Genomic DNA, 18,717 nt, shown 5'->3' on the forward strand with positions numbered 1-18,717 from the left:
CGGCGGAAATTCAAACGAGAGGATTCCAGCGCATCCCCCGTGATATAAGGGCTGAGCGTGAATTGCTGACAACTAATATTTTTTGGTTATGTTGCGATAATTTCGCCTGAAATCGACAAGATTCTGTTGAATATGACGCGGTGATGACTGAAAGATATTGAGTGAGGTGAAAACGAATAATGTGAAATAAATCACCAGGAAATATGTTGATATATTCCTGGTGAAAGTAAGGTTAAAAGTCCCAATCGTCGTCGACGGTTTCTTCTGCTTTTCCCATCACATACGACGATCCGGAACCGGAGAAAAAGTCGTGATTTTCGTCGGCATTCGGCGAAAGGGCTGCGAGGATGGTCGGGTTGACGGCGGCCATTTCTGCCGGGAACAGCGCTTCGTAACCGAGGTTCATCAGCGCCTTATTGGCGTTGTAGCACAGGAAGGCGTTAACCTCCTCAATCCAGTCGCTGTCGGCGTACAGTTCGCGGGTATAGGCCAGCTCGTTATCGTAGAGATCCATTAGCAGGTCGAGGGCGAAATTTTTGAGCTCTTCGCGCTTTTCGGCACTGACAATCTCCAACCCTTTCTGGAATTTGTAGCCGATATAGTAACCATGTACCGCTTCATCGCGGATAATCAGGCGAATAAGATCGGCGGTGTTGGTCATTTTTCCCCGGCTGGAGAAATACATCGGCAGCCAGAAGCCAGAATAGAAGAGGAAGGATTCAAGAAATACGCTGGCGATTTTCTTCTTCAGCGGTTCATTGTCCTGATAGAACTCCAGCATCAACTGCGCTTTGCGCTGCAATGGCGCGTTTTGTTCGCTCCACGCGTACGCGGCATCCACGTCTTTGGTCTGGCAAAGGGTGGAAAAAATCGAACTGTAGGAGCGAGCGTGCACCGCCTCCATAAAGCTAACGTTCGACAGCACCGCTTCTTCGTGCGGGGTGAGGGCATCGGCCATCAGCGCCGGAGCGCCGACGGTGTTTTGAATGGTATCCAGCAGCGTTAGTCCGGTGAATACGCGAATCGTCAGCTGCTGTTCTACCGGGGTAAGCGTTTGCCAGGCCGGAATATCGTTGGATAGCGGCACCTTCTCCGGCAGCCAGAAGTTGCTGGTCAACCGGTTCCAGACCTCCAGATCCTTGTCGTCCTCAATCTTGTTCCAGTTGATGGCGCTAATGCGCGATAAATGGGTCATCCTGTTCTCCTTACAGCGCGCAGGACACGCAGCCTTCGATTTCGGTACCTTCCAGCGCCAGCTGGCGCAGACGGATGTAATACAGCGTTTTGATGCCTTTCTTCCACGCGTAGATTTGCGCTTTATTGATATCGCGGGTGGTGGCGGTATCGGGGAAGAACAGGGTCAGCGACAGCCCCTGATCGACATGACGCGTCGCCTCGGCGTAGGTATCGATGATTTTCTGCGGCCCAATTTCATAGGCATCCTGATACAGCGCCAGATTGTCGTTGGTCATAAACGGAGCAGGGTAGTAAACGCGTCCGGTTTTCCCCTCTTTGCGGATCTCTATCTTCGACACGATCGGGTGGATGCTGGAGGTCGCGTGGTTAATGTATGAAATGGACCCCGTCGGCGGCACCGCCTGCAGGTTGCGATTGTAGATACCGTAGCGCATCACGTCATCGCGCAGCTGCCGCCACATATCGCGGTCGGGCAGGCGAATACCCGAACGGACGAACAGCTCGCGAACTTTCGCCGTTTTCGGCTGCCAGTCACCCTCAAGATATTGCTGGAAATAGTCGCCGCTGGCGTAACGCGACTGCTCGAACCCGGCAAAATGCTCACCCCGTTCGCGGGCCATCAGCATCGAGGTGCGCAGCGCGTGCCAGGTGATGGTATAGAAATAGAGGTTGGTAAAATCCAATCCCTCTTCGCTGCCGTAGGCAATGCCTTCCCGCGCCAGATAACCGTGCAGATTCATCTGCCCCAGACCGATGGCATGAGACGCGGCATTGCCCGCCGCTACCGACGGCACAGAGCGGATATCGCTCATGTCGGACACCGCCGTCAGACCGCGCACTGCCACCTCTACCGTGCGGGCGAAGTCAGGGGAGTCCATGGTGTGGGCGATATTCAGCGAACCGAGGTTGCACGAGATATCCCGGCCGATGCTGGCGTAATCCAGATTTTCATCAAACGTAGAGGGGGTATTGACCTGCAATATCTCCGAGCACAGGTTGCTCATATTAATGCGCCCGGCAATCGGGTTCGCGCGATTGACCGTATCTTCAAACATGATGTACGGATAGCCTGACTCAAACTGAATTTCCGCCAGCCGCTGGAACAGCTCGCGGGCGCGGATCCAGCGCTTGCTTACCCGCTCGTCGGCAACCAACTGCTCGTACATCTCGCTCACCGCAATATCGCCAAACGGTTTACCGTACAGACGCTCGACGTCATAGGGCGAGAACAGCGCCATCTGCGCATCTTCTTTCGCGAGCTGGAAGGTGATATCCGCGATGACGACTCCGAGGGAGAGCGTTTTAATGCGGATTTTCTCATCGGCATTTTCGCGTTTGGTATCAAGAAAACGCAGGATATCCGGATGATGGGCATGCAGATAGACCGCTCCGGCCCCCTGACGCGCGCCAAGCTGGTTGGCATAGGAGAAGGCATCTTCCAGCATTTTCATTACCGGCACCACGCCGGAGCACTGGTTCTCGATACGCTTGATCGGTGCACCAGCTTCGCGCAGGTTAGAGAGCAGAAATGCCACACCGCCGCCGCGTTTTGACAGCTGTAGCGCTGAGTTGACCGCGCGACCAATGGATTCCATGTTGTCTTCAATACGCAGCAGGAAGCAGGAGACCAGCTCGCCGCGCTGCTGTTTACCGGCGTTAAGAAACGTCGGCGTAGCGGGCTGAAAGCGCCCGGAAAGGATCTCATCGGTCAATTGATGCGCCAGCGCCTCGTTGCCCTGCGCCAGACTCAGGGCCACCATGCAGGTACGGTCGGCAAAGTCTTCAAGGTAGCGCTTGCCATCGAAGGTTTTCAGCGTGTAGCTGGTATAGAACTTCCATGCGCCGAGAAACGTCTGGAAGCGAAAACCGTAGCTCTGCGCATGGGCGAACAGCTCAAGAATAAACTGCCTGTCGTAGCGGGCCAGCACTTTTGCATCGTAATAGCCTTCGGCGACCAGCCACGTCAGCTTGTCACCCTGGCTGGCGAAAGGCACGGTATTTGGCTCAACGTGGCTGGCCATAAACGCCTCTACCGCCTGATGGTCCTTTTCAAACGGGATGCGACCGTTGCTGTCGTACAAATTCAGCATCGCGTTGAGGGCGTGGAAGTCAGGTGCCCCGGTGGTTACACGTTCTGCGGTTGTCGTTGCCAAAATTCGCTTACTCCTTTACGCACGTTGTCGACGTCTTGTGGGGTGCCCATCAGCTCAAAGCGATAGAGGTACGGTACGCCGCATTTTTGCTTGATAACGTCGCCAGCGCGGCCATAGGCGTCGCCGAAGTTACGGTTACCCGCGGCAATCACGCCGCGAATCAACTGGCGATTATGCGGATCGTTAAGAAAACGGATCGCCTGTCGCGGAACCGCGCCCGCCGTGCCGCCGCCACCGTAGCTGGGGACGATGAGAATATAGGGTTCGTCTACCTGGATGCGCTCCCGCTCGTTAAGCGGAATACGCACCGCGGGCAGCCCCAGACGCTGGACGAACCGATGCGTGTTTTCGGAACTGCTGGAAAAGTAGACGATCAGGCTCATACGCTGGCCGCTGAGGTTGCCGGGCGCAGGCGGTTAATCATGTCCGGGCGGAAGCCGGACCAGCGGGTTTCCCCGGCAATCACTACCGGCAGCTGGCGGAAGCCCTGCTCGCGCAGCATATCGACGGCTTCAGGATGGTGGTCGATGTTGACCATGTCGAATTCAAACCCGCGGGTTTCCATGGCCCGTTTAGTGGCATGGCATTGCACGCAGTCGTTTTTAGTGTAAATAGTAATGCGCATGATTCGTATTTCCATTTAAGATAACAACACGGCGCAAAAAATGACGTCGTGCGTTATGGGTTATCGTTGAGGGAAATACTAGATGTAGTTATTTAAAAGTTCAACAACTCAATATATATGGTTTTTGCAAAAAGTAACCCCCACTAAAGGTATCAGCGGGGGGCAGATTTTTTTGTCGTGAAATTACAGGCGCATGCTCACTGCAAGGCGGTTAAAGGCGTTCATCAGGCTGATGGCGAAAGTCAAATCGCTAATCTGTCGGGCGCTAAAATGCTCCAGCAGCGGCAGATAAACATCATCTTCGGCATGGCTTTCGGCGATATGGGTGACCGATTCAGCCCACGCCAGCGCCGCGCGTTCGGCATCGCTGAAGTGAGCGCTGACTCGCCAGCCTGCCAGGGCGTCTAATTTGTTCTGCGCCACGCCGGACTTGCGCAGCGCTTTGCTATGCATCTCCAGACAGAAGGCGCAGCCGTTTATTTGCGACACCCGCAAATAAACCAGTTCTATCAACGTGTTGCCCAGTTCGCTTTTTTCCAGCGCAATGCTCGCCTGCACCAGTGCGTTATAGACTTCCGGGCTCAGTTCATTGTACGGCTGACGTAGTGTGGTCATTTTACTCTCCTCATTAAGACGTCAGCAAAATAGCACTATAATGGACTGCATAAGATAGCCATATTGTGATGAAAAAAGCAGACCATAATGAATACCAAAAAACTCCCGCACTATCAGCGTATTGCCCGACAGCTTAAATCGGCCATTGAGAGTGGCGAACTGATGCCAGGCAGCAGGCTGCCGGCGAGTCGGGTCTATGCGCAGGAGCTCGGTGTGTCGAGGGCGACGATAGAAAACGCCTGGGGTGAGTTGGTGGCGCAGGGCTGGCTGGAGCGGCGCGGGCAGGCGGGGACCTTTGTCAGCGAGCGTCTCAGCCCGCAGCAAAGCGCTCCTGTACAGCCTGGTGCGGGCGACGAACCGACGGCACCGCTGCCGTTTCAACTTGGGCTCCCGGCGCTCGATCTGTTTCCTCGCGGGCTGTGGGCGAGGGTGATGGGCCGACGGCTGCGCACGCAAACGCGCTTTGATCTTGCTCCCGGTGATCCAAGCGGCGAGATGATCCTGCGCCGGGCCATCGTTGATTATTTACGTCTATCGCGCAGTATTGAGTGTCGGCCTGAGCAGGTGTTGGTAACCGGTAGCTATGCTGCATCAATGCGCCTTATCCTGCGCACCCTGGCCCGACCGGGCCAGAACATGTGGATGGAGGACCCTGGGTTTCCGCTGATCCGACCCATCGTGAGTGGGGAAGGGGTAAAGATAAATCCCGTCCCGGTTGACGATGAGGGGATGGATATCGCCTGGGCGCAGCAGCACTATCCGGATGCGCATTTTGCTCTGCTGACTCCCGCTCACCAAAGTCCGCTCGGTGTTGCGCTATCGTTGGCCAGGCGCAGGCAGCTATTGCAATGGGCGGCGCAGAACGACGCGTGGATTATCGAGGATGACTACGATAGTGAGTTTCGCTATCACGGTAAGCCGCTACCGCCGCTAAAAAGCCTCGACGCCCCGCAACGGGTCATCTACGCCGGGGCGTTCAGTAAATCATTTTTTCCGGCACTGCGCGCCGCCTGGCTGGTGGTACCGGAACCGCTCGTGGTGCAGTTTCGTGAACAGGCCGCGCTGATGAGCTGTAGCGTGCCGACGCTATGGCAGCAGGCGCTGGCCGATTTTATCCGCGAGGGCCATTTCTGGCGTCATCTGAAGAAAATGCGCGCCAGCTATGCGCAGCGCCGCCAGTGGCTGGAGTCGGCGCTGCGGGAGCAGGGATTTTCGGCGGTTCCCCAACTGGGCGGGATTCAGATGGTGGTTAACGTTGAGGGGGACGATCGTCAGTTGGCCCTGCGCGGCAGGCAAGCCGGTCTGGCGGTGCAGGCGCTGAGCGACTGGCGAATTGATAGCCAGGGGGAGAAGGGGCTGCTGATGAGTTTTACCAATCTGACGTCGGCAGAGAGGGCTATCGATGTGGTCCGTCAGCTCAGGTTAGCGCTGTTTTCTTAGGGTAATAAAATTCTTAGGGTAATAAAAACCCCTGCATACCGGGGTATGCAGGGGTAGACGCGTATTTGTTATCTTCATTGGTCTGGCGATTAGATTATCGGCGCAAATTCAGCAATACGCCAATAAATACCCCAACGGCGGCTGCGGCACCGACGCTTTGCCACGGTTTGTCTCTCACGTAGCTGTCAGCGCTTCCGGCCACATCGCGGGCGCAGCCCACAGCATCACGCGCGGCCTGCTGTACGCGATTATTACCGTTAAGGCGGGCGCGAGTCTCTTTCAGAAGCGCCTGGGCTTTTTTACGCGCGGTCTCGGCTTCGTCCTTCGCATCGCTGCCCCACGATTTCAGCACCTCTTCCAGCGTATCCGCTAATTGGCTGACATCGTTATGAATATCTTCAGCGCTGTCTTCTACGTTGTTGCGGTTTGCTCGATTGGCCATGAGTTTCTCCCTTAGTTCCATTGAGTCTTAAAGTGTAGGACACGATTTCGAATTATGCTGTAGGAGGTGGTTTATGGAATTATCCGAAAGCGTTGTCTTTAATGAATAAGGTAAGGTTGACGTGCGGTGAAAGATAACGAGGAATCAGTATGTATTTAAGACCCGATGAGGTGGCGCGTGTTCTTGAAAAATCCGGCTTCACCATGGATGTTGTGACGCAAAAGGCGTATGGATATCGTCGTGGCGATGATTATGTTTATGTGAACCGTGAAGCTCGTATGGGGCGTACCGCGTTAATTATTCATCCTGCGTTAAAAGAACGTAGTACGACGCTGTCGGATCCTGCATCGGATATTAAAACCTGCGATCATTACGAGCAGTTTCCGTTGTATTTAGCGGGCGATGTCCAGCAGCATTATGGTATTCCACACGGTTTTAGTTCGCGCATGGCGCTTGAGCGTTTCCTGAATGGCCTATTTGGCGAGGCGCAATATAGTTGAAAAAAAGCGGCTGGCGTAACCAGTCGCTTTTTTGAATGACTCAGGCTTTAGCCTGCTGGTAAGGACTCACGCGGAACAGGCGGCGGCAGTAATCAAGGAAATAGCCGTACGCCGCACCCATCAGCATTGATACCACGATATTTGAACTGACCGCCGCGGCAATTTGCTGCCATTCAGCACCAACAACCAACAGAATCGCCACGTATACCGGTGACTGAAATGTCACATAGGCAATCACGTCAGCAATATTCTTCATCCACCCAGATGGGCTGATGCGACGCGCCTGGCGCATGGCGAAATCACGGTAAAAACCGTAAGGTACCGCAATAATAATGTTTACCGGAATCGCGACCAGTCGCGACGATAATGACTGCTGGAAGGACATGCCGGAGAGAAAAATTTCGATCATCATGTTTACAACGGTGCAGTAAACCACCATCGCAAAGGTGTCTGCTACCGCGTGACGCAAGCGGGACTGCGCAGAGAACATCGGTATGCTCCTCGAAATTAAAGTCAATAAAGCCAAAATATTCGCAGTTAATTAGCGTTTTTGGGCTGTCTGTTTTGATGTGCGTAGATTATATCTCTGCATTAAAAGTGGCAACTAGCTATAAATTTTTATTTAATGGCTTTTTGTCGATAAAATACTCTGCATCAGGCTGTTTTTTGTCCGTTACGCTACTTTTGTTCTCTTTGGTGTTTTTTGTTTTATTTATCAATTAGATAATTAATGTTTACGTAATAAGAGTGAGATCGGTAACGTTTAGTAATGGCCGACTTTGCGACGGGATCGCGTCCTGATGTGATTTGTGTCACTTTCGGAGTTTTTTATGCGTGATTTGGTTTTAATGTAGCATGACGTGCTGTTTAGGCCGTTGGGTGACTATTCGTATTTCGTGCATGACTATTCTTTGCGAGCATCGGCAGCGTTTTGATTCTCTACTGGCGATATTTCCTGAATTATCTAAACGCTGGAAATGTAATATTGAAAACGGTGGGGAACCCCACCGTGGTCTTTACGGATTTGATTAGCACACGCCAAAATCACCATCTTCTTTATAAGCCGTAACGTCGACCGACTTCAGCGTGTATTTCTCACCTTGCTCATTACTCGCCTGAACGGCAACAATTTGATCGTCATGGACTTCCACAACCTTCAATTTTGGCCCGCCTGAACGCGGTTGTACCAGATCGCCAACTGAAAACATGGTTCTTCTCCTTTGTGCTGATAAAAGTTATTGCTGCTAATAACCATAGCTCAGCAAAAGAGCCGCAAACAACTGGCCGAAAGAGGTAGACGTTAACGACGGTTCCACGGCATCACCGCCAGCAGACGCGCCATACCGCAAAAACCAGTCACTCCGGCGAAGGTTAAACCGGCCCCGACGAATGCGCTGAGCAGAAAAAAGCCGCTGCCGAGGGAATAGCCCAACGCCACGCCGAGTAAAATCAGCACGCCCGCGGCGATTTGCACCTGACGCATCAGCGGCAGCGGCTGCGACTTGTCCTCTTGCACCGGCAGCCCCGCTGCTTTCCATGCCTGAATTCCTCCCGCCAGCAGTTTTACCTGCGCCGGAGCGGCAGCTTGCGCCAGACGAGCGGCATTATTCTGGGTACGCGAGCCCGCCTGGCAGTGAAATACGATCGTCTCGTCAGCGCTTGCGTGCAGCGAAGCTCCGTTGTTCAGCGTACTCAGCGGCACCAGTTCAGCTTCAGGGATATGCTCGCGGGCGTACTCATCAGCATCGCGGATGTCGACCAGCCGTGCACCCTGGGCGATGAGCATCTGAGCTTCTGTAGGGGAAAGAGTGGCGATTGTCATGAACGTTCCTTAAGGACAATAGATGGATTTTAGCGTAGCGACGATTTGCTGAACCGCAGGCTGGGTGATGAAGTAGTGAATTCGCTGCGCCTGGCGTTCGCTGCCGATAAGCCCTTCGTCGCGCATACGGGTGAGATGTTGTGAGGTTGCCGAGGGGCTCAGGCCGGTGATCCGCGCAAGCTCACCAGCACTGGTGTGCGGGGTTTCGCAAAGCATGCACAGAATCAATAGCCTGCTGGGGTGACTCATGGCTTTCAACAGGGCGGCGGCTTCCCCGGCGCTGGTCTGTAGCTGTTCGGGTGTATTCATTTATTTTAGTCTTTTCTAAATTTAGATAATTCTAAAATAAAAGGAAACTATGCGCCAGCCCCATAACGGGGAAAGTCTCGAAAGGTTAATTGCCACGACGGGCGGCGCGACGATACAAGGTACTGCGCGCCACGCCTAACGCCTGTGCGGCTTTGCTGATGTTGCCGTTATAGCTTGCCAGGGTGTCGGCAATCAACTGGGCATCATGCTGTTGAAGCCCGCGCGGTACGTGGGCGACGGAGTGGGTACGATATTCATTGGGCAGGGCATTGATCCCCAACCTCTCACCATCTTCGGCCAGCGCCAGCAGTACCCTCATCAGGCTTTGCAACTGACGAATGTTTCCCGGCCACGGCAGCGCCGCCAGGTGTTCGCATAGTTCAGGTGTTAGGGTGACCCGTCGTTTTTCTCCGCCCAGATCCCGCCACAGCTGCTGTATAAATGCAGGTAGTTCAGTCCAGGCGCGCAGCGGCGGCAGCGTCAGGGCATATTCGCGCAGTCGATAGAGCAGGTCTTCGCGGAAGGTGCCTTCGTCGACGCGTTGGGCCAGGTTGCGGTGAGTGGCGCAAATTACCGCGAAGTTGACCGGTGAACTCTGGCTGGCGCCAAGCGGTGTCACTTCTTTCTCCTGAAGGATCCGCAGCAGCCGGGTCTGTAGGGCTAATGGCATATCGCCAATCTCATCGAGAAACAGCACGCCGCCGTCGGCCTCGCGAATCTTGCCGATATAACCGTTCTTGTTGGCACCCGTAAAAGCACCAGGCTGATAGCCAAACAGCTCGGATTCAATCAGTGATTCGGGAATAGCGGCGCAGTTGATGGCGACGAATTTACCGCTGTGCCAGCGACTGTGCTGGTGAATCATACGGCTGACGTACTCTTTGCCGCAGCCGGTCTCTCCTTCAATACACAAGCCAATTCCGGCGTTAAGCAGGCGGACCAGCTTTTCGCCTTCATGCTGAATGGAGAAGGGGTAGTTGATAGTTGGCCGCTCTGGCATTGCCACGCTGGTGCGATTTGGCGCGCGTAAGCGGTAGTAGTAGTTCTGACGTCCAGTGGTGAACGGTAGCGGTACGCTGACGGCGGTTTGCTGAAGTTGGGGGAAAAGCTGCTGGAAGGTGATGTGCCCAAACTGCGCCGCGTTGAGGCGGAGTTCGCGCATCGCCAGCCGGTTACCTGCGGTCAGCACATTATCGGTAAAAATCAGCAGCAACTCCTCTACGCTGTCGAGTTTTTCGACCCGGGAATGCAGACTCATCAGCCACTGCTGCGGATGCAGGCTCTGTTTGACCCACAGATATTCTATCTGTTTCGCCGCGCCTTTTACCCAGACCATGGTCTGGGTATGCGGATAGTGGGCCGGGCCGGAGATATCCAGCACGCCTGCAATTTGTCCGTCGGGGCTTTGCAGCGGCACGGCGGCGCAATAAAGCCCCTGATTGCTGGTCAGGAAATGCTGACGACCATCGATTTCGCAGCAGTCGTCAATCGCCAGCGCGGTGCCTATGGCATTGGTGCCGCGCCCGCTCTCGCTCCACAGATTTCCCGGGGCCAAGGCAAAGCGCTGTGCCTTCTGCATGGCATCCAGGTTGCCGAAGGTTTGTAGGACCAGGCCGCTGGCATCGGAGAGAATCACCACCGATTGCAGGTCGCTAACCTTGCCTGATAGTCCATTGACCACCGGCTGCGTCAGCCTTTGTATGCGGTGATGGCTGGCAAGTCTGTCGGCCAGTTCGCTAGCGTGCAAGCGAGGAAAGTCATCCGTGGTGGGGTCGAGGCCATAGCGTTGGCTGCGACACCAGGAATCGCTCAGCAGCGGGCTCGCTTTGACCTCCGACGTCAGGGAAAACGGATTTCCTCGCACGTGACACCTCATGGCGGTTTAGTTGTGTTGCAATATTGTAGCTATGTGGTTTATTTGATGTTGCGATTTGCGACACATAAGAAAAAATCGGCGCAACAGAAAAATGGAGTGAGTATTTAATCTATTGAATATAAATAAGTTTTAAGAAACAGGAAAAGTGGCATAACCCCTGCAATAGCCTTCAGGTGCAGTGAGCGATCGTACAAAACTAATATGCCGCTGCGCCTCAACCCTACATGAAGGAGATTCGCGATGCGTTATGCACATCCTGGCACGCCGGGCGCTTTGGTTTCACTGAAGTCTGCTTACGGTAACTTTATTGACGGTAAATTTATTGAACCGATCGGCGGCGAATTCTTTATGAATACCTCCCCGGTCGATGGTAGCGATATTGGGCAGTTCCCGCGTTCTGATGCCAAAGATATCGACCTGGCCCTTGATGCGGCGCACCGGGCCGCCGATGCCTGGGGCAAAACCTCGGCTCAGCATCGCGCTAATTTGCTGCTGCAGGTCGCCGATCGTATCGAGGCTAACCTGGAATATCTGGCGGTGGCGGAGAGTTGGGATAACGGCAAACCAATCCGCGAGACCCTTAACGCCGACCTGCCGCTGGCGGTCGATCACTTCCGCTATTTTGCCGGCTGCCTGCGCGCGCAGGAGGGGAGTACGGCGGAGATCGACGAGACTACCGTGGCCTACCACTTCCATGAACCACTAGGCGTGGTCGGGCAAATTATTCCGTGGAACTTTCCGCTGCTGATGGCCGCCTGGAAGCTGGCTCCGGCGCTCGCGGCCGGTAACTGCGTAGTGCTGAAACCCGCTGAGCAGACGCCGCTGGGTATTACTCTGCTGCTGGAGATCATTGGCGATCTGTTCCCGGCGGGGGTACTCAACGTGGTGCAGGGCTTTGGTAAAGAGGCGGGTGAAGCGCTGGCGACCAGCAAACGTATTGCTAAGATTGCGTTCACCGGTTCAACGCCGGTTGGCCGCCATATCATGGCCTGCGCCGCTGAGAACATCATACCTTGTACCGTCGAGCTTGGCGGTAAGTCGCCGAATATCTATTTTGCCGACGTGATGGAAGGCGAAGAGGAGTTTATCGAGAAGGCGGTTGAAGGCCTGGTGCTGGGCTTCTTTAACCAGGGTGAGGTCTGTACCTGTCCGTCCCGCGCGCTGATTCAGGAGTCTATTTACGAACCCTTTATGCAACGGGTAATGGCGAAAGTGGCGCAGATTCGCCGCGGCGATCCGTTTGATACTGACACCATGATTGGTGCTCAGGCATCGCGTCAGCAGTTCGATAAGATCCTTTCTTATATCAAGATCGCCCGCGACGAAGGCGGCAAGATCCTGACCGGGGGCGAACGCGCCAGTATCTCCGCCGAACTGGATAACGGTTTCTATATTCAGCCGACGCTGATTCAGGGCCGTAACGATATGCGCAGCTTCCAGGAGGAGATCTTTGGCCCGGTTATCGGCGTCACCACCTTTAAAGATGAAGCGGAGGCGCTGTCTATTGCCAACCAGACCCAGTTTGGTCTCGGCGCTGGCGTCTGGACGCGGGATACCAATCTGGCGTATCGCATGGGGCGCGGCATTAAAGCCGGTCGCGTGTGGACTAACTGCTACCATATCTACCCGGCGCACGCGGCCTTCGGCGGTTACAAACAGTCTGGCGTTGGGCGCGAAACGCATAAAATGGCCCTTAATGCCTACCAGCAGACGAAGAACCTGCTGGTGAGCTACGGTACCGCACCGTTGGGTCTGTTCTGACCGAATAGCCCTTAATTAAGGTAACCCGTAATCTTAATAAGAGATTACGGGTTTTTATTCCCTGAAGTAAATGTGGTTAATTATATTTCATTTCACTGATGGGCTTCATTCGAAATAACCATCCCCTCCATATTAAAGATTATTATTGATTAGCGTGATTATTGTTATTTCGGTGATGAAAATAAGATGAAAATTCACTCTAAGATTTATCCTAATATTTGATGAGTTCTATTCCTGTTTAGCTAAATGATAACTATATGCTGAGGTTAAACCGCCTTCTGGTGTTAATTTATGTGTGTTATTGTTGCTTTTTTCTGTTGCTGTATTGGGATTCTTGGTTGCATTAATTAACAATTATCGGGATGTGTTTAATATTCTTTTATTATGTAAAATAAAACACCATTTCATTAACATAACAAAATATTGCGAATTGTTTTTGGGCGGGATAATATTTATTTGTACTCTAAATGCATCTTTTAGTCGTTTCGCTCAATAATTCTTTGCGCATGAATAATGTCATAGAAATAAGCGGAGCAGGATGCCTGTACGCCCAATATCCTGCGGATGGAACGCGAATATCATTAACATGGAGGATCTGTAAGCAGATTCGCTCAGGCTATACTGGCTCAATGCGTAATCGGCAAAAATATAAGTTAGAGATGAGATAAATAATGAAAACGCAATTTCGTGTTATGGCAATGATTGTCGGTGCTCTGGTGTCTGGCTCAGCATTATCAAGTATTTCCCAACCGGCCAGTTCTGCTATGACCGTTAATCCCGGCAGCAGCGCGGGAACCCAGGGGACGGGCGGTCAGGTTGAATTTACCGGCTCTATTACCGACTCCTCCTGTAATGTTGATAGCACCAGCGCAAATCAAAGCGTTGATCTGGGGAAATGGGCAAGCAGCTATTTTACCGGCACAGGCTCAGAAACCACCAAAACCTCCTTCCATATCAAAGTGAAAGATTGTCCTTCAACCGTCACCACCGTTTCCGTGCTGTTTGACGGCACCCGCGATACCACCAATAGCGACCTGCTGGCGATTAACGGTACCGCGAAAGGGGTGGCGATTAAGCTGTATGAAAATGATAAATCAACGCCGGTTGGTCTGGGAGCTGTTTCACGTGGTCATAACGTTACCGCTGGTGCTACCGGCACCACGACCGGTACCGCCGATCTGGAGTTCTTCGCTGACTACGTCTCTACCAGCGCGGTTTCTGCCGGTTCTGCCGACGGTACAGCTAACTTCAATATGGTTTACAACTAATAAAAAAGAGCAGGTCAGACGCCGAAACAGCGGGGCTCTTATCGCCTGTTGATATTGAAGATTTCGTAGATACTGTGGATGTCTGCCTTCCCGGTGGCGCTGCGCTGTCCGGGCTACGGGGGTCAGTAGCCCGGACAGATGCGTAGCATCGCCTCCGGGAAAGCGCGCGCAACGCAGTTTCTGTTTTTTGCCCCTGTCGGGCTGGCGCTAGCCGCCGCCCGGCAGAAATGCGAACACAATATTTAATAGCGGTTTGTTACCCGTCTCAGGTATTCATCCCTGCTCTTTATTATTTCCTGATGGTAGTTATTATGAAAAGAACGATTGCCGCGATAGCCTTTTTACTGCTATCCACTGCGGCACAGGCCGGTATTGTCATGGGCGGGACCCGTGTTGTTTATCAGGAAGGGAAGCGCGAAGCTGCAATTTCAGTGACCAATGCTGATACCCATTCGCCTTATCTGGTGCAGTCATGGGTAGAAAACTATGTGCCGGAAAATAAAAGTCGGGTGCCCTTTATTGTCACGCCGCCGCTATTTCGTCTCGACCCTGAACAACAGAACGTATTGCGTATTAATTACATTGGCGGAAATATGCCAGCGGATCGGGAATCCGTTTTTTGGCTGAATGTGAAAAGTATTGCGCCAACGCAAAAAGATGAAATCAATAAATTACAAGTCAATATTAAATCGAAATTTAAGATTTTCTATCGCCCGGAGGGGCTCGCCGGTGAACCCGCCGATGCGTGGCGTAAGCTGACATTTAAAATTGAGGGTAATCGCCTGATTGCGCAAAACTCAACGCCTTATTTTGTCTCCTTTTTTGTTATTTCGGTTGGTGGTAAAGAGATTAGTGAACCCGGAATGATTGGGCCATTAACCCATAAAGAGTGGCCGGTGAACGGTTCCGGAGTGGTCAAATGGCGCGCCATTAATGATTTTGGCGGTATTACGGATTACGCACAGCAGTAATTTTTTGCTTCGCCTGGGCAGAACATTGTGAAAAATAACACCCCTGGTATCACACCCGGTTATTCAGCGATCGTCGCGCCAACCGGGGGATTTTTATTATTAGCGACGGTGCCGACGGCGCTATTTCTTCTTTGCCAAAGTAGTCCGGCAAGGGCAGACGACTACTTTGACCCGGCTGCGCTGGAGTTCGCCAATCCGCAGCAAAAGACCGCTGATTTACACTATTTTGCTAAATCAGGCGGCCAACAACCGGGGACGTATCCGGTCAGCATTTGGGTGAATAACCAGGAGATAGCCCAAAGTGAAGTGACTTTTGTCGACAGCAACGGCGCGCTGCAACCGCAATTAACTCCGGCACAGCTGGCGGAATATGGCGTTAACGTCAGCGCTTTCCCGGCCTTTAATACGCTGCATGACGGCGAAAGGTTTACCCGCATTGAGCGCTATATCCCTGATGCCAGCAGCCGTTTTGATTTCGCTACCCAGCGCCTGAACCTGAGCATTCCGCAGGCCGCGATGAACGTCCAGAGCCGTGGCTATGTCGATCCCGCGCGCTGGGATGACGGCATCCCGGCCGCGTTCGTCAACTACAGCCTGACCGGGTCGCAGAGCCAGCAGGCTGAGGATAATCAGCGTTCGAGCTATCTGAATTTGCGCAGCGGAATTAACCTCGGGGCCTGGCGTCTGCGTAACGTCTCGTCGATGCAATATGACCAGCAGACCCGGCGCTGGAATTCACAAAGCACCTGGCTGCAGCGCGATGTGAAATCACTGAAAAGCCTGCTGCGCATGGGGGACACCTTTACCTCCGGTGAAGTCTTTGACAGCGTGCAGTTTCGCGGCGTGCAGCTGATGTCCGATGATGAAATGCTGCCGGACAGCCAGCGCGGTTTTGCGCCGACGATCCGTGGTATGGCGCACAGCAACGCCAAAGTGACCATCTCCCAGCATGGTTACGTTATCTATGAAACTTTTGTCTCGCCGGGGGCGTTTGCGATTAACGACCTCTACCCGACGGCGCAAAGCGGCGACCTCGAAGTGCAGGTCAAAGAGAGCGATGGCTCGGTTCGCACCTTTACGCAGCCCTTTTCGGCAGTACCTTTTATGCTGCGCGAAGGGCGAGTTAAATTCAGCCTGAACGCCGGACGCTACCATTCCGGGCAGAGCGAGACCCGATCGCCGACGTTTTTGCAGGGTACGCTGTTTTATGGCTTGCCTTCGGAGTTCACCCTCTACGGCGGTAGCCAGCTGGCGCAGGATTATCAGTCATGGGCGCTCGGCGTCGGGCGCGGTTTTGGCGAACTGGGTTCGCTTGGGGGAGACGCGACCTGGGCCAGCACGACGACGCCTTCTGGAAAGCGCTCGGCGGGCCACTCCGTTCGCGTACAGTATCAGAAGGATTTCGCCGGAACCGGTACTTCATTTAGTCTTGCCAGCTACCGCTACTCTTCCAGCGGCTACTATGACTTTAGCGAAGCGAATACCCTTGAAAGCCGCAGCGGGCTGCTGGATAACAAGCGTAGCCGCGAAGAGGTGTCCATTTCTCAGGCGTTCGGCGGCATGAGCAGCCTGGCGATTTCCGCTTATTCACAAGATTACTGGCACCGTCAAAGCCGCGATGAAACGCTCCATCTCGGATTTTACAGCGCCTGGCGGGGCGTCTCGTGGGGCGTCGGCTATTACTACACTCAGTCCTCGGATCGCGATAAAGCCGATCGCTCTTGGTCGTTTAACCTGAGTATTCCGCTTGGCGGCCCGTTCTCCGGGAGCGCGGTGAGCTACAGCACCACTTCCGACAATAACGGACGAACTTCGCAGCAGGCCTCGTTATATGGTTCGGTTCCTCACAATCCGAATCTCTATTATTCCCTACAGCAGGGCTATGTTAACGGCGGTCAGGGCAGCAACAGCAGCGCATCGCTGGACTACCACGGCGGTTACGGCAGCGCGCAGCTCGGCTATCGCCATGACAGCGCAAGCAGCCAGCTTACCTGGGGCGCATCGGGTTCTATCGTCGCCCATCAGCATGGCGTGACGCTGGGGCAGACCGTAGGTGAGAGCTTTGCCATCGTGCGCGCGCCGGGGGCTGCCGATGTGGCGATTCAGAACGGCAGCAACGTGCATACCGACTGGCGGGGCTATGCGGTGGTGCCCTCGCTGACGGCATATCGCAAAAACACCATTACCCTCGATACCGAATCGCTGGCCGACGATGCCGATGTCGATCTTGAAGGGCAGACGGTGATCCCCGGTGGCGGGGCGGTGGTGCAGGCTAATTATCAGACGCATATCGGCAGCCGCGTGCTGTTTACGCTCAGCGATAGCCACGGCCTGCTGCCGTTTGGTGCCAGCGTTCATTTGCGCAAGACTGAAGATGACGAAGGGGCGACTCCGGGCGGCATGGTTGCGGACATGGGGCAAGTTTATCTGAGCGGCGTTCTGCAAGAGGGAACCCTGGACGTGGAGTGGAACGCCGACAACATTTCGCGGAAATGCGCGCTGCATTTCCATCTTACCGATAACGCACAGCATGAACAGAGTCCGCTAAAAACCGTCTCTGGCGTCTGTCTGTAACGAGGTTATTTTGCGCATAGTATCGTTTTTATTGCTGCTGGTGGTGGGGATTTATAGCCACAGTGGATGGGCGGAAACCTGCAAAGGGGATATCGGTCAGATGACCATTAACGTCCAGAATATCAAGTATCTACCCACTCTACCGCTCAACACGCAGATGACCAGTATGATGGCGGATAACGGCGGCGGCATTCATTTCTCCTGTGATCTTCAGGTGCCGAAAGCCGTGGCTAAGCGTCTGGTTTATCGGCAGCTAAAAACCGCCTCATCACCGCTGTCGATTAACGGTCAGCACGTATTTCCCTCGGCGCTGAACGGCATGGGATATTCGCTGGGCTTTCAGTGCAACGGTGGGGTGATTCGTTTTATTGATGGCAGCCATACCGCCGGAAGCGCGGAGTCAGTGACGGTTTGCGACAGCAATGAGATTGCTAACCTGCTGACACAGCAGCAGACGGTGGTGAAAGTATTTGTGACGTTTTACAAGACCGGGCAGGTCGCGCTGGTTAGCGGCAACCACGCTAACGTTTGGGCACAGCCGCAGATCGGTGAACTGACCATTCAGCAGCAGGCCGACAGCAGCGCCGGATTTGTCGCCAGCTCGCCGGTCACGCTCGATATGGCCGCGCTGAACGTGGATATTGGCAGCAGCGGCAGCTGTCAGGTCTCGACCTCGAACATTCACGTTAGCCTCGGCACGGTGAATAAGGCGGAGTTCAAAGGTAAAAGCACTACCGGCGGTAGCGCAAAGAGCTTCTCCATCCCGGTTTTTTGCTCGACGCCAACCGATATTCGCATTGGCTTTTTTGGCGTGACAGCGCAGGCCGGAGTGACGGATACCCTGGCGCTCAGTAAACAGAACGCCTCCGCCAGCGGCGTGGGCATCAAGCTCACCTACGGCAATAATAGCGCCCCGGCACCCGCCGCCGGGACCAGCGTAAAAATTAATGAAGCCAGCAACTTACCGGTGCTCAAACGAATCACCGCCAGCAGCGCGGGCGCTGCGGAAAATATCAACTTCAGCGCCCAATATGTGCAGATCGATGACGCGGTAACCGCCGGAACGGCAAACAGCATGGTGACTTTCGCACTGGAATATAACTAACGGTTCCTGCGATAAAAGAGCCACCGCTTTCGCGCTGTAGCTCACAAAAAAGAGATGTC

The 18,717-nt window shown here is 53.9% G+C and carries 18 protein-coding genes; 7 read left to right on the forward strand and 11 right to left on the reverse strand.

What is annotated here, in order from left to right; genetic code table 11:
- Positions 1-232: 232 nt before the first annotated feature.
- The 5 genes from nrdF to ACMYSL_RS07025 all read right to left on the reverse strand — a co-directional run bounded on the left by nrdF (position 233) and on the right by ACMYSL_RS07025 (position 4,590).
- A complete protein-coding gene (gene nrdF, locus ACMYSL_RS07005) occupies positions 233-1,195 on the reverse strand; it encodes a class 1b ribonucleoside-diphosphate reductase subunit beta (protein WP_182234325.1) in 963 nt (320 codons plus the stop codon).
- Positions 1,196-1,205: 10 nt separating this feature from the next.
- A complete protein-coding gene (gene nrdE / locus ACMYSL_RS07010; protein ID WP_434661956.1) occupies positions 1,206-3,350 on the reverse strand; it encodes a class 1b ribonucleoside-diphosphate reductase subunit alpha in 2,145 nt (714 codons plus the stop codon).
- The gene (gene nrdI, locus ACMYSL_RS07015; protein WP_112216439.1) at positions 3,323-3,733 is read right to left on the reverse strand and encodes a class Ib ribonucleoside-diphosphate reductase assembly flavoprotein NrdI; all 411 of its coding nucleotides are present in this window, start codon (positions 3,731-3,733) and stop codon (positions 3,323-3,325) included. The genes nrdE and nrdI overlap by 28 nt, the downstream gene beginning before the upstream one ends.
- Positions 3,730-3,975: a glutaredoxin-like protein NrdH gene (gene nrdH, locus ACMYSL_RS07020; RefSeq protein WP_110277042.1), complete on the reverse strand. Its 246-nt coding sequence runs from the start codon at positions 3,973-3,975 to the stop codon at positions 3,730-3,732. Before nrdH ends, nrdI begins: the two co-directional genes overlap by 4 nt.
- Positions 3,976-4,158: 183 nt before the next feature.
- A complete protein-coding gene (locus tag ACMYSL_RS07025) occupies positions 4,159-4,590 on the reverse strand; it encodes a carboxymuconolactone decarboxylase family protein (RefSeq protein WP_110277043.1) in 432 nt (143 codons plus the stop codon).
- An 87-nt stretch (positions 4,591-4,677) separates the two neighbouring features.
- Between ACMYSL_RS07025 and ACMYSL_RS07030 the strand changes: the two genes are divergently transcribed.
- Entirely contained in the window at positions 4,678-6,030 is a 1,353-nt protein-coding gene (locus ACMYSL_RS07030; protein ID WP_434661959.1) for a PLP-dependent aminotransferase family protein, read from the forward strand.
- 94 nt (positions 6,031-6,124) lie between these two features.
- Here the strand turns inward: ACMYSL_RS07030 and ACMYSL_RS07035 are convergent, their stop codons facing one another.
- Positions 6,125-6,472 (reverse strand): DUF883 family protein, encoded by a 348-nt coding sequence (locus tag ACMYSL_RS07035; protein WP_110277045.1) that lies wholly within the window; start codon positions 6,470-6,472, stop codon positions 6,125-6,127.
- 149 nt (positions 6,473-6,621) lie between these two features.
- Here ACMYSL_RS07035 and ACMYSL_RS07040 point away from each other — a divergent pair, with 149 nt between their 5' ends.
- On the forward strand, positions 6,622-6,972 hold the full coding sequence (locus ACMYSL_RS07040) for a DUF2002 family protein (protein WP_110277046.1): 351 nt from the start codon (positions 6,622-6,624) through the stop codon (positions 6,970-6,972).
- 40 nt (positions 6,973-7,012) lie between these two features.
- On the opposite strand, the gene alaE is transcribed toward ACMYSL_RS07040, so the two are convergent.
- The 5 genes from alaE to ACMYSL_RS07065 form a co-directional block, all read right to left on the reverse strand.
- Complete coding sequence (alaE, locus tag ACMYSL_RS07045) at positions 7,013-7,462, reverse strand: L-alanine exporter AlaE (protein WP_110277047.1); 450 nt, start codon at positions 7,460-7,462, stop codon at positions 7,013-7,015.
- Between the two features lie 538 nt (positions 7,463-8,000).
- A complete protein-coding gene (locus tag ACMYSL_RS07050; RefSeq protein ID WP_182234315.1) occupies positions 8,001-8,180 on the reverse strand; it encodes a hypothetical protein in 180 nt (59 codons plus the stop codon).
- Between the two features lie 92 nt (positions 8,181-8,272).
- Positions 8,273-8,794 (reverse strand): rhodanese family protein, encoded by a 522-nt coding sequence (locus ACMYSL_RS07055; protein ID WP_434661962.1) that lies wholly within the window; start codon positions 8,792-8,794, stop codon positions 8,273-8,275.
- 9 nt (positions 8,795-8,803) lie between these two features.
- Complete coding sequence (locus ACMYSL_RS07060) at positions 8,804-9,103, reverse strand: ArsR/SmtB family transcription factor (protein ID WP_112216445.1); 300 nt, start codon at positions 9,101-9,103, stop codon at positions 8,804-8,806.
- 85 nt (positions 9,104-9,188) lie between these two features.
- Positions 9,189-10,967 carry a sigma-54-dependent Fis family transcriptional regulator gene (locus tag ACMYSL_RS07065; RefSeq protein ID WP_434661964.1) on the reverse strand — a complete coding sequence of 593 codons (1,779 nt, stop codon included), beginning with the start codon at positions 10,965-10,967 and terminating at the stop codon, positions 9,189-9,191.
- A gap of 252 nt (positions 10,968-11,219) precedes the next feature.
- On the opposite strand from ACMYSL_RS07065, the gene exaC reads away from it, so the two are divergent.
- The 5 genes from exaC (at position 11,220) to ACMYSL_RS07090 (ending at position 18,658) form a co-directional block, all read left to right on the forward strand.
- Positions 11,220-12,740, forward strand: coding sequence for an acetaldehyde dehydrogenase ExaC (gene exaC / locus ACMYSL_RS07070; protein ID WP_181485226.1), 1,521 nt, complete (start codon positions 11,220-11,222; stop codon positions 12,738-12,740).
- 671 nt (positions 12,741-13,411) lie between these two features.
- Positions 13,412-14,008 carry a fimbrial protein gene (locus ACMYSL_RS07075; protein ID WP_434661966.1) on the forward strand — a complete coding sequence of 199 codons (597 nt, stop codon included), beginning with the start codon at positions 13,412-13,414 and terminating at the stop codon, positions 14,006-14,008.
- A 311-nt stretch (positions 14,009-14,319) separates the two neighbouring features.
- Positions 14,320-14,979: a fimbrial biogenesis chaperone gene (locus tag ACMYSL_RS07080; RefSeq protein WP_434661968.1), complete on the forward strand. Its 660-nt coding sequence runs from the start codon at positions 14,320-14,322 to the stop codon at positions 14,977-14,979.
- Between the two features lie 27 nt (positions 14,980-15,006).
- A complete protein-coding gene (locus ACMYSL_RS07085) occupies positions 15,007-17,553 on the forward strand; it encodes a fimbria/pilus outer membrane usher protein (protein WP_434661970.1) in 2,547 nt (848 codons plus the stop codon).
- Positions 17,554-17,563: 10 nt separating this feature from the next.
- Positions 17,564-18,658, forward strand: a complete 1,095-nt coding sequence (locus ACMYSL_RS07090; protein WP_434661972.1) for a fimbrial protein — start codon at positions 17,564-17,566, stop codon at positions 18,656-18,658.
- Positions 18,659-18,717: the final 59 nt, after the last annotated feature.

Origin of the sequence: Klebsiella sp. MISC125 (genome assembly GCF_051131775.1) — a bacterium.
GTDB lineage: Bacteria > Pseudomonadota > Gammaproteobacteria > Enterobacterales > Enterobacteriaceae > Klebsiella.